This is a genomic window from Tolumonas osonensis, assembly GCF_014202415.1.
Classification (GTDB): domain Bacteria; phylum Pseudomonadota; class Gammaproteobacteria; order Enterobacterales; family Aeromonadaceae; genus Tolumonas; species Tolumonas osonensis.
The window spans coordinates 147,196-159,162 of record NZ_JACHGR010000006.1 but is presented as its reverse complement, the minus strand read 5'-3'; the positions used below and the strand labels follow the sequence as shown (position 1 = coordinate 159,162).

General features: G+C 50.9%; 12 protein-coding genes. 2 read left to right on the top strand and 10 right to left on the bottom strand.

The genetic code is table 11. The features are described 5' to 3' along the window. From secD to queA, 4 genes are all read right to left on the bottom strand, one after another. On the bottom strand, positions 1–1,854 hold the full coding sequence (secD, locus tag HNR75_RS09795) for a protein translocase subunit SecD (RefSeq protein WP_188026795.1): 1,854 nt from the start codon (positions 1,852–1,854) through the stop codon (positions 1–3). 29 nt (positions 1,855–1,883) lie between these two features. After that, on the bottom strand, positions 1,884–2,222 hold the full coding sequence (gene yajC, locus HNR75_RS09790) for a preprotein translocase subunit YajC (RefSeq protein WP_188026794.1): 339 nt from the start codon (positions 2,220–2,222) through the stop codon (positions 1,884–1,886). 32 nt (positions 2,223–2,254) lie between these two features. After that, the gene (gene tgt, locus HNR75_RS09785) at positions 2,255–3,376 is read right to left on the bottom strand and encodes a tRNA guanosine(34) transglycosylase Tgt (protein WP_188026793.1); all 1,122 of its coding nucleotides are present in this window, start codon (positions 3,374–3,376) and stop codon (positions 2,255–2,257) included. A 308-nt stretch (positions 3,377–3,684) separates the two neighbouring features. Then, positions 3,685–4,728, bottom strand: coding sequence for a tRNA preQ1(34) S-adenosylmethionine ribosyltransferase-isomerase QueA (gene queA, locus HNR75_RS09780; RefSeq protein WP_188026792.1), 1,044 nt, complete (start codon positions 4,726–4,728; stop codon positions 3,685–3,687). Between the two features lie 135 nt (positions 4,729–4,863). Between queA and HNR75_RS09775 the strand changes: the two genes are divergently transcribed. Together HNR75_RS09775 and rpiA are read left to right on the top strand one after the other, a co-directional pair. After that, complete coding sequence (locus HNR75_RS09775; RefSeq protein ID WP_188026791.1) at positions 4,864–5,745, top strand: S1 family peptidase; 882 nt, start codon at positions 4,864–4,866, stop codon at positions 5,743–5,745. A gap of 36 nt (positions 5,746–5,781) precedes the next feature. Next, positions 5,782–6,441 (top strand): ribose-5-phosphate isomerase RpiA, encoded by a 660-nt coding sequence (gene rpiA / locus HNR75_RS09770; RefSeq protein ID WP_188026790.1) that lies wholly within the window; start codon positions 5,782–5,784, stop codon positions 6,439–6,441. 87 nt (positions 6,442–6,528) lie between these two features. On the opposite strand, the gene HNR75_RS09765 is transcribed toward rpiA, so the two are convergent. The 6 genes from HNR75_RS09765 to rfbD all read right to left on the bottom strand — a co-directional run bounded on the left by HNR75_RS09765 (position 6,529) and on the right by rfbD (position 11,966). Then, on the bottom strand, positions 6,529–7,557 hold the full coding sequence (locus HNR75_RS09765; RefSeq protein ID WP_188026789.1) for a glycosyltransferase family 4 protein: 1,029 nt from the start codon (positions 7,555–7,557) through the stop codon (positions 6,529–6,531). A gap of 275 nt (positions 7,558–7,832) precedes the next feature. Beyond that, entirely contained in the window at positions 7,833–8,393 is a 561-nt protein-coding gene (locus HNR75_RS09760; RefSeq protein ID WP_188026788.1) for a hypothetical protein, read from the bottom strand. 135 nt (positions 8,394–8,528) lie between these two features. Next, the gene (rfbB, locus tag HNR75_RS09755) at positions 8,529–9,593 is read right to left on the bottom strand and encodes a dTDP-glucose 4,6-dehydratase (protein WP_188026787.1); all 1,065 of its coding nucleotides are present in this window, start codon (positions 9,591–9,593) and stop codon (positions 8,529–8,531) included. A 14-nt stretch (positions 9,594–9,607) separates the two neighbouring features. Beyond that, positions 9,608–10,156: a dTDP-4-dehydrorhamnose 3,5-epimerase gene (gene rfbC / locus HNR75_RS09750; protein ID WP_188026786.1), complete on the bottom strand. Its 549-nt coding sequence runs from the start codon at positions 10,154–10,156 to the stop codon at positions 9,608–9,610. A gap of 8 nt (positions 10,157–10,164) precedes the next feature. Then, on the bottom strand, positions 10,165–11,046 hold the full coding sequence (gene rfbA / locus HNR75_RS09745; RefSeq protein WP_188026785.1) for a glucose-1-phosphate thymidylyltransferase RfbA: 882 nt from the start codon (positions 11,044–11,046) through the stop codon (positions 10,165–10,167). 23 nt (positions 11,047–11,069) lie between these two features. Beyond that, the gene (rfbD, locus tag HNR75_RS09740; protein ID WP_343043272.1) at positions 11,070–11,966 is read right to left on the bottom strand and encodes a dTDP-4-dehydrorhamnose reductase; all 897 of its coding nucleotides are present in this window, start codon (positions 11,964–11,966) and stop codon (positions 11,070–11,072) included. Position 11,967: the final 1 nt, after the last annotated feature.

Sequence of the window (11,967 nt, the reverse complement as noted above, 5' to 3'; positions counted from 1 at the left end):
TTAAATCGACAGATCTTTGACTTTACGTCCACCCCAGATGAGGTTGACGATCGCCCGGCTGCCGGTGATTGCTGTAAACATTGAGCACAAAATACCGATCATCAGTACCAGTGCGAAACCACGTACCGGACCTGTGCCTACCGCGAACAGAATCAGCGCGGTAATCAGAGTCGTAATGTTCGAGTCAGCAATAGTGCCAAAGGCTCGTTCATAGCCAAGATGGATCGCCTGCTGCACACCGCGACCAGCCCGCAGCTCTTCACGGATACGCTCGTAAATCAGCACGTTGGCATCGACCGCCATACCCAGTGTCAGTACGATACCGGCAATTCCAGGCAGTGTCATGGTAGCGCCGGGAATCATCGACATCACGCCCACCAGCAAGACCACGTTAAACATCAGGGCAATGTTGGCAACCACACCAAACAACTTGTAATAGATTGCCATGAAGATAACCAGGATCAGCGTCCCCATGCCCAGCGCAGACAGACCACTGTCGATATTTGCCTGGCCCATGCTCGGACCGATGGTCCGTTCTTCCACGATCTGGATCGGCGCTGTCAGCGCACCGGAACGCAGTAACAGCGAGAGGTTATGCGCTTCCTGAGTGGTATCAATACCGGTGATACGGAAATCACTGCCCAGACGGGACTGGATAGTCGCAACGTTAATGACTTCTTCGTGTTTTTCAATACGGCGTTTGCCATCAGGCCCCGGTTCGCCAACCGGTTTGTACTCGATAAACACGGATGCCATTGCCTTGCCAATGCTGTCTTTGGTGGCTGCAGACATGCGGTTACCACCGACCCCATCCAGCTTGATGCTGACCTGTGGACGGCTGTATTCATCAACGCCGGATTGTGAACCAGTAATATGATCCCCGGTCAGAATAATACGTTTTTGCAATACCACCGGACGACCGTCACGATCGTAAAACAGTTCAGAGTTTGGCGGAACCTGACCGTTCATCGCAGCGGCAGCATCCGCATTTTCATCAACCAGACGGAATTCGAGAGTCGCTGTCGCGCCCAGAATTTCCTTGGCCCGCGCGGTATCCTGAATACCAGGCAGCTCAACAACAATACGTGCCGCACCCTGACGTTGAACCAGTGGCTCTGCCACACCCAGTTCGTTCACACGGTTACGAATAATGGTGATGTTCTGTTCCAGCGCATCTTCCGTTACGGCTTTCTGTTTGGCCTCAGACATGGACGCCTTAACCCAGAACTGACCTTTATCTTCATAATCAGTGAAAGTCAGATCAATATGGCGTTTACGCAAATGCGCCAGCCCTTTTTGCTGAGTATCGCTGTCACGGAAAGCAACAACAACATCACTACCGGCACGACGAACACCAGCATAACGAATGCTGTCTTCACGCAAAGAGGTACGGAAGTCCTGAACCAGTTGTTCCTGCGCCTTGCTGAGCGCTTCGTCCATATCCACTTCCATCAGGAAGTGCACACCACCGCGCAGGTCAAGACCCAGTTTCAATGGGCTTGCGCCAATGGATGTCAGCCATTCCGGTGTGGCGGGAGCCAGGTTCAGCGCCGTAATAAATTTGTCGCCCAGTGCTTGTGTAACCAGCTCTCTGGCTTGCAGCTGATCATCGGTATTATTGAAGCGGACCAGTATCTGGTTGTTTTCCAGTACTGCGCTTTTGATGGAAATTTTTGCGCTATCCAGCGATGTTTTTACCGCATCCAGAGTTTCGGCCTGTATATCATGGCCACGAATTGCTGAAACCTGTAATGCTGGATCTTCGCCATAGAGATTGGGTGCGGAATAAAGTGTACCGATGATGACCACGAAGGCCACCATCAGATACTTCCACAGAGGATACCGATTTAACACGGCTTAACTCCCAGGAAAGTGAATTATGATTACAGAGACTGAATAGTGCCTTTTGGCAGAACAGCGGTAATGTAATCTTTCTTGATTGTGATGCTGTTGTTATCGTTCAGTGTCAGCACAATGTAATCACTATCAGCGCTGATTTTTGCGATTTTACCAACCAGACCACCGGAGGTCAGAACTTCATCACCCTTACTCAGCGAGCTCATCAGGTTTTTCTGTTCTTTCGCACGTTTGGACTGAGGACGGAAAATAAAGAAATAGAAAAACAGCAGAAAAATACCGACGATAGCGATCTGCTCGATACCACCGGTCACAGAAGCAGCAGCATCACCTTCAGCCGCATAGGCTTTAGCCAAAAGACTCATATTATTTCCTCGTTATTAGTTCAAATCGTACATTAATCAAGCGATGGAACGGGTTTGCCCTGTCGCTGATAAAAGTCCGCTACAAAGTCATCTAATGTACCTGCATCGATGGCATCCCGCAAACCCTGCATGAGACGTTGATAGTAACGCAGGTTATGAATGGTATTCAGACGGGCACCCAACATCTCGTTACAGCGATCCAGATGATGCAGGTAAGATTTCGTGTAATTTTTGCAGGTATAACAATCACATTCCGCATCCAGTGAGGTAATGTCATCCTTATACTTTGCGTTGCGGATTTTGACGACACCGTCGGTAGTAAACAAGTGACCATTACGCGCATTGCGGGTTGGCATCACACAATCAAACATATCAATGCCGCGACGCACGCCTTCCACCAGGTCTTCCGGCTTGCCGACACCCATCAGGTAACGGGGTTTGTCTTCCGGGATCTGTGGGCAGACATGCTTCAGAATACGGTGCATGTCTTCTTTCGGCTCACCCACGGCCAGACCACCTACGGCATAACCGTCAAAACCGATTTCCAGCAGCCCTTTCAGTGACACATCACGCAGATCTTCATAGACGCTGCCCTGAATGATGCCGAACAATGCATTCTTGTTTTCCAGCTCATTGAAGCGCTGGCGGGAACGGGCGGCCCAACGCAGCGACATTTCCATGGATTTCTTCGCCACGTCATGTGTCGCCGGATACGGGGTGCATTCATCAAAGATCATGACGACGTCAGAACCCAGATCATGCTGGATCTCCATGGATTTTTCCGGGGAGAGGAAAATCTTCTCGCCGTTGATCGGGTTACGGAAGTGGACGCCTTCTTCTTTGATCTTGCGGATATCGCCCAGGCTGAATACCTGGAATCCGCCGGAATCGGTCAGGATCGGGCCGTGCCAGTTCATGAAATCGTGCAGATCACCATGTTTGCGCATGATGTCCTGCCCCGGGCGCAGCCACAGGTGGAAGGTGTTTCCCAGCAGGATTTGCGCGCCGGTGTCTTTTACTTCTTCCGGGGTCATGCCTTTGACTGTGCCGTAGGTACCCACGGGCATAAACGCCGGCGTTTCTACTACACCACGATCGAAGACCAGGCGACCACGACGGGCACGACCTTCTGTTTTTTTCAGTTCAAATTTCATGTTTTTCCTTTTTGTCAGAGAAACAGTCTGACTCTTCTTTTTTGTGAACATCAAAGTACAGGTTCACAAGATCTCTTCTGCTGATTCGTCGTAAATCCATCCATGGGGACTCTGCTGCGCCATCCTTGGCACGGAGGGTCATCCGAGGAGACCCTGTGAACCTGTCTGATTTCCTGTCGGGGGCAGGAGCTAAAGACTCCACTCCGCCGACGCGTCGTGAATCCATCCATGGAGACTCCACCGCGCCATCCTTGCCGCGGAGGGTCGGCAAAGCAGAGTCTTCAGCCCCTGCTGCCGATTAAAATTGTCTATTTCTGCCGGGTAATAAACATGGCATCGCCATAGCTGAAGAAGCGGTAACCGGATGTTACAGCTTCCTGATAGGCCTGCATGACATTTTCATATCCCGCGAAGGCGGATACCAGCATGATCAGCGTGGAGCCGGGTAAATGGAAGTTAGTGATCAGGGCATCCACCAACTGATACTGGTAGCCCGGATAGATAAAGATGCTGGTATCACCAAAGAACGGGGACAACGGTTTACCTGCTTTCAAGGAAGCCTGCGCGGCGGTTTCCAGAGAGCGGACCGAGGTTGTGCCTACCGCGACAACGCGTCCGCCCCGCTCGCGGGTGGCATTGATTTTGGCAATGACGTCGGCAGATACTTCCGCGTATTCGCTGTGCATCTGGTGATCTTCCAGTCGCTCCACCCGGACCGGTTGGAAGGTGCCGGCACCTACGTGCAATGTCACATACGCAAAATCGACACCTTTTTCACGCAGAGCAGCCAGTAATGGCTCGTCAAAATGCAGACCAGCGGTCGGTGCGGCAACCGCACCGGGACGTTCGTTATAGACCGTCTGATAACGCTCTTTATCCGAGTTTTCATCCGGCCGGTCGATATAAGGCGGCAGCGGCATGTGGCCGATCTGGTTCAGGATGTCCAGTACCGGCAGATCACCGGCAAAATGCAGTTCAAATAAAGCATCGTGGCGGGCTACCATTTCTGCGGAGTAGCCTTTATCCAGCAGGATCTGTGTACCTGGTTTCGGCGCCTTGGAGGCACGTACGTGCGCCAGAACGGAATGATCGTCCAGAATACGTTCCACCAGAATTTCCAGCTTACCGCCACTGGCTTTCTGGCCGAACATACGCGCCGGAATCACCCGGGTATTATTGAAGACCAGCAAATCACCGGGTTGCAACAAGTCCAGGATGTCACGAAACTGCCCCTGCTTGGTGTCACCCGTGTTACCATCCAGCATCAGCAGGCGGCTGGCACTGCGCTCCGGCATCGGATAACGGGCAATGAGTTCATCAGGCAGGTCAAACTGAAAATCGGATACAAGCATGGGAGAAATCTCTTGAAAAAACGCGGCTAGTCTATTGGTTAGAAATATGTGAATCAAGCGCTTCCGTGCTGTGGCGGAAAAAGCGTTTTCAGGCTAGCTTAACTAGTAAGCCCACCGCCCAATAAAGAATAAAAAATGAATATACGACAACGGTTTTTCTCTATTTGCCTCGCAGGCTTAAGTTTTATCGCGCCGGCACATGCCGAAACCATTACCCCCAAAATCGTCGGTGGTACAACCGTAACCACGGCTCCATCATGGATGGCAGCACTATGGGTTGATACTGACGGCGAGATAGGTTTTTGCAGCGGTACGCTGATTGATACCCAGTGGATCATGACGGCGGCACACTGCGTTGAGACTATTGGCACACCGGTTATCACTGCACAAATCGGTCAGGCTGACATAACCGAGCCGCTAAATCTGGCTGTTGTTGATAAAATCATTATTTCGCCAAATTATAATAGTTCGACCATGTATGGTGATATCGCCTTGTTGCATATCACTACACCGCAATATGTCACCACGGTGACATTGCCCTACAGTTACGCTTCATCCTCCGAGCTTTATGAAGGCATGCAGATGCGTGTTTACGGCTGGGGCGAAACCTCTGCCGGTGTCACCGCAGAATATGCGGAAGCTACCCCCTATTTGCAGACGGCAACGCTGACACTCCAAGAATATAATTCCTCGTTCCCGGATCATATTTTTGCCGGCGACTACGGCAAGGATACCTGCTTCGGCGACAGCGGCAGTCCCCTGCTCTTTGATGGCATTCAATACGGTATTACCAGCTTTGGCGTTGCTGACTCCTATGACGATTATACCTGCGGCACCGGCATCCCGGGGGGTTATACCGATGTCAGCCATTACAGCAACTGGATCGACGATACCATCGCCTGGGTGGACGGCACCGATGATAATCATCATTCTGGTGGTGGCGGCAGCGGCGCAGAGCTGGCGTTGATGGGATTGGCGCTATTACTGCTTCGGCTCGGCTTTCGTTTTCGGCTATAATACTCCGGCCTTGAACGACAAGAGAGAATAATCAGGATGACCCAGGACGAAATGAAGAAAGCAGTGGGACAAGCTGCTTTGGCTTATGTTCAGCCGAATACTATTATCGGTGTTGGTACCGGCTCGACCGTAAACTGTTTTATCGATGCACTGGCCAGTATCAAAGATCAAATCAAAGCGGCAGTATCCAGTTCCGAAGCTTCTACAGCTCGCCTGAAAGCGCTGGGTATTCCGGTGGTGGATCTGAATGATGTGACCGAATTTGACATTTATGTTGACGGTGCTGACGAGATCAATCCGCATATGGAAATGATCAAAGGCGGTGGTGCTGCGCTGACCCGTGAAAAAATCGTGGCAGCAGTTGCCAAACGGTTTATCTGTATCGCTGACGCGACCAAACAGGTCGACGTACTGGGTAAATTCCCGTTGCCGGTTGAAGTGATCCCGCTGGCACGTGAGTATGTGGCCCGTGAACTGAGAAAGCTCGGCGGTAACCCGGTCTACCGTGAAGGCGTTATCACCGATAACCATTGCCAGATCCTGGATGTGCATGATCTGCAGATCACGAATGCGAAAGCATTTGAGCTGGTTGTAAATCAGATCCCGGGTGTAGTGACCGTGGGTCTGTTTGCTAGCCGCGGTGCGGATGTCGCCCTGATTGGCTCACCGGAAGGTGTCGCGACCATTACTAAATAACTATCAGAACAATCACTACCGACACCGGCAGTGATTTTCAGATGAAAATAAAAAAGCGCTTTTTACAGCGCTTTTTTGTTTTTCCGTTTAAACCGGTTCGCCTGGGTCGTTATTGACCGATTCCCCGGCTTTCAGCTTCCAGCACATAATACACAGTGGTGTATAGGCCAGCAGGATCAGCGGGACACCCCAGCTTTCATTATTCATCGCTAGCCAAGCCAGCGGGAACAGCCACAGCCAGTTCACCAGCCAGAGTGTCAGCGTCACATAGAAGTGATTTTCCCAGCGACGCGCCAGGATCTGATACGCGTGCATGCGGTGGCTGCGATGCCAGTCGTTACCGTGCATGATCCGGACAACCAGTGACCAGCCGCTATCGACGATAAACCAGCCCATCATGATCAGCCAGCACCAGAGGTTGACCGAGGTATCGGTTGCCAGCAATAACCCCAGGGTCGCAATAAATACCCCAAGGAAACTGCTGCCGGCATCGCCCATGAAAATCTTGGCCGGCGGCCAGTTCCAGGCCAGGAACCCCAATAACGGTGCGCACATCAGAATGAGCGGCAGACTCCACTGCGATTCATCCGTGAACGCCAGCAATACCGACGAAGCGAAAATCATAATGAAAGCCTGACTACCGGCAAAACCGTCAACGCCATCCATAAAATTGAAGATATTGATGAACGCCATGATGCCAAACACAATCACGGGCAGCCAGAATCCGGAGAAATAGAGGTAACTCTCCCAGAACAGCACCACCAGATCGCGGTGATACCAAGTCAGAACGGCTATCGCCGACAGCACCTGCACGCCCAGCCGGACTTTGACCGACAGCGGGAACAAGTCATGCACCAGATTACCAATGACCAGCACCAGACCAGAGAAACAGAGTGCCCGGGTCGCGCCGAGGTCAATCAGCCGGTATTGGTACAGCATCAGAAATACCGCCAGCATGGCAAAAAACAGGGCATAACCGCCTCCCCTTGGTACAGGAAGCAACGGACCATGTTTGAAATGAGGCATTGCCAGCGCATGACGCCACAGGGCGATACGCCGGACTATCGCGGTAAGCAAGAAGCTTCCTACGAAGATGGAAAGGAAATGTGTCATCATAATCGGGTGACCACTACTGCGCACTACAACTATTATTTTATATGAGAGTTATACAAAAACTAACTCTGTTCTTGTCCGGTTATTATATACATTTCCCCGCAAACGGCTGCTTTAACTCACTTTCATTATTAAGATTTTTTAGTTCTGGCGACAAAGCCGACAAAACAGACATTTTTGTCATGCCAGAAATCAGATTTGTGACGTTAGACTATTAAAAAACCCCGTCATGTCTGACATGCCGGGGTTCCGGGTGATTCTCTCTGCAACTTTGTGCATCACAGTGCGCCGCGGGTTTCCCGTTTTGCGGCTGTCACGGCCTGTACCGCATCAGACCAGGTCACTTCACTATAACCGGATTTGAATTCTTTCAACGCCTCACCGACAGTCGCGATTTTTTCGCCGGCGGACTGCCCTTTGAAATCGCCTTTTTCCAGACCGAGCAGGTCACAGAGTTCTGTCCAGACCAGGCCGGCTGGCAGCGGAATAATATCGGCTGTCACCCCATTCATGGTCACTTTCATCTCTTTGGCCGCATTCACCACAAAGAACAGCGGCGTCACGCCTGTATCCACATCTGCGGCGTAGCCAGAGAAGAAATGTTCCAGCTCGGCCAGTTCGTGCACCAGACCACTCATCATCTGAATCTTGTCACTACCTGCGAGCATCACCGTCTGTTCTATCACCGCAACCGGCGGTTTACGACGGCCAGCCGCATCCGCTACCTCACCCTCCACTAACACCAACTCGCCACGATAACCGGCCAAACCTGCACCGGCTTCTTCGATAAAGTTCATGTTAAACAAACGTCCATTCTGCTCGTAAGTATTCAACAGCATAAGCAACAACCTCCAGGTCCATAAATAAAACTCCCGGAAGGTGTGCATCAAAAAGTGTGCCATAGTCGAAAAACAAAAAAGCCCCGGGAGAGCAAATCATCCCGAGGCTTTTCAAAAATCAGAATGTATTTCCGATTATTTCTTCAGCGGACGCCACCAGCTTTCATTGGCCAGATACCATTTGATGGTTTTGGCGATACCGGTCTGGAAGGTTTCCTGTGGCTGATAACCCAGTTCGCTCTGGATTTTCTCGGTACCCACAGCGTAACGGCGGTCGTGGCCGGCACGATCGGTGACATAGGTGATCAGTGATTTGGCCGATTCGCCTTTGGCGCAAGGTGATGCCGGATAACGGGCTGCCAGCGCGCTGTCGGTAGCGAATTCGCCATCAACCAGTTCGCAGATCAGGTGCACAATATCAATGTTCTGCCACTCGTTCACGCCACCGATATTGTAGGTTTCCCCCACCACACCTTTATTCAACACCAACTCGATGCCACGGCAGTGATCTTCCACAAACAGCCAGTCACGGATCTGTTTGCCATCGCCATAAATCGGCAACGCTTTGTTATCCAGAATATTGGTCAGGCACAGCGGGATCAGTTTTTCCGGGAAATGGTAATAACCGTAGTTGTTGGAGCAGTTACTGGTCGTCACCTGCAGACCATAAGTATGGTGATAGGCACGGACCAGATGATCGGAGGCTGCTTTAGACGCAGAATACGGCGAGTTCGGCGCATACGCGGTGGATTCGGTGAAAGCCGGATCGGTCAGCTCCAGTGTGCCGTACACTTCATCGGTCGATACATGATGGAAACGATGCGGCAACGGGTTCGCCGGATCAGCCAGCCACACCGCACGGGCTGCTTTCAGCAGACTGTGGGTGCCGATGATGTTGGTTTCGATAAACGCATCCGGGCCGGTAATAGAACGGTCTACATGAGATTCAGCGGCAAAATGCACCAGCGTGTCGATCTGCTCATCACGCAGCAGCATTTCAACCAGTTCAGAATTACAGATATTCCCTTTCACAAAACGGAAATTCGGGTTGTCCATCAGCGGACGCAGGGTTTCGATATTGCCGGCATAGGTCAGCGCATCCAGCACCACGACGCGATCGGCCGGGTGGGTTTTCAGCCAGTAGTGTACAAAGTTAGCGCCGATAAAACCGGCACCGCCGGTAACAAGTAATTTTTTCATGAAAAGTGTCTCAATCAGTCGAAATAAACCGCATCTTTGAATAACTTGCCTTCCGCATCTTTGGCAGAAAGAGAAGGTTGCTGACCATCAACCAGTGGCCACTGGATATTCAGATCCGGGTCATTCCAGCGAATAGAATGCTCCGCTGACGGGTTATAATAATCAGTGCATTTATAAACGAATTCAGCCGATTCAGTGGTGACATAGAAACCGTGCGCAAACCCTTCCGGCACCCAGAGCTGACGCTTGTTTTCAGCAGACAACAGCACGCCGACCCACTGACCAAAGGTTGGTGAGGAACGGCGAATATCCACCGCGACATCAAATACTTCACCGGCGACAACCCGCACCAGTTTGCCCTGCGTCTGTTCTGTCTGGTAATGCAAACCACGCAGAATGCCCTGACGGGACTTGGAGTGGTTATCCTGTACAAACCGGCGTTCACACACCAGTTCATTAAATTTCTGCTCCTGCCAGGTTTCCATAAAGAAACCACGCTCATCGCCGAATACGGCAGGTTCAATGATTTTGACGTCAGGAATAGCAGTATCAATAATTTTCATGGACAACCCTATTTCACCCAGTTTTCTTCATCGGCAATACGTTGCAGATAAGCACCATAACCACTTTTCACCAGCGGTTTCGCCAGTTCATGCAGCTGCTCGGCAGTAATGAAGCCCATGCGATAAGCGGTTTCTTCCGGACAGGCGACTTTCTGACCCTGACGTTTTTCCAGAACACGCATAAAGATAGAGGCATCCAGCAGCGAATCATGGGTACCGGTATCCAGCCAGGCACAACCACGGCCCATACGTTCTACGCGCAGCTGCTGACGCTGCAGATAAACATTGTTCACATCGGTGATTTCCAGCTCGCCACGCGCCGAAGGTTTCACATTTTTGGCGATTTCAACCACCTGATTGTCATAGAAATACAATCCGGTGACGGCATAGTTAGAACGCGGCTTAAGCGGCTTTTCTTCAATAGAAATGGCCTGCCCTTCGGCATTGAACTCCACCACGCCATAACGTTCCGGATCCTGCACGTAGTAACCGAAAACGGTCGCACCTTCCGTGCGAGCAGCCGCCTGTTGCAATGTCTCCGCCAGACCATGGCCATGGAAAATGTTGTCACCCAGCACCAGACAAACTGAATCATTACCGATAAATTGTTCACCAATGATAAATGCCTGCGCTAAGCCATCCGGACTTGGCTGAATAGCGTACTCAATATGAATACCCCACTGATGACCATCACCCAGCAGACGCTGGTAACTCTCCTGATCACGCGGCGTACTGATCAGTAAAATCTCTTTGATCCCGGCCAGCATCAGGGTGCTTAACGGGTAATAAATCATCGGCTTATCGTAAACAGGCAACAGTTGTTTATTGATCGCCATGGTTGCCGGGTGCAGACGGGTGCCACTGCCACCTGCCAGAATAATACCTTTCATTACTTATTCTATCCTTTTACTATTTATTGCGGCGCGTAAGCGGTTATATTTTCCAGTGCTTTGTGCCAGTCACTTGGTTGAATACCAAACTCAGTGAAAATTTTACGACAATCCAGACGCGAGTTCGCCGGACGTTTTGCCGGTGTCGGGTAATCAGCTGTGGTTAAGGCATTCAGTTGCGGCGATTTTACCAATAACTGCTGTTCCACTGCTTTATCAAAAATAGCCTGTGCAAACTGATGCCAGTTCACATGTGGCTCACCGGCAAAGTGATACACACCCCAGCTAACCGTTTGTGGTGCAGTCACGGCTTTTTCAGCTATCAGTAATAAAGCCGCAGCAATATCACCAGCATAGGTTGGACCGCCAAACTGATCAGCGACAATACCCAGCTGATCACGTTGTGATCCTAAACGCAGCATGGTTTTGACAAAATTATTGCCATGCTCACCAAATACCCAGGCAGTGCGTAAAATGATATGTTTAGGATTAGCCGCAATAACAGCTTCTTCGCCGGCTAATTTGCTGGCACCGTAAACACCTTGCGGTGCTATAGGATCAGCTTCGCTGTAGATACCGTTTTTATCACCGGCAAACACATAGTCCGTAGATATATGCAGTATCGCCGCATCGATTGAAGCAGCCGCTTCCGCCAGATATTTGGGGCCATCACGATTAATTGCATAAGAAACATCAATTTCTGTTTCTGCCTTATCGACAGCAGTATGGGCAGCCGCGTTAATGATGACATTCGGCTGAAACTCGTTGACCAGCGCTCTGACTGCCTGCGGAGCGGTGATATCCAGTTTATCTCTGTCTATCGCCAGCACATCCCAGCCATTTGCCTGAGCCTGCTGCGTCAGACAAAAACCGACCTGACCATAGGCACCGGTTATCATTATTTTTTTCAATTTAATCACC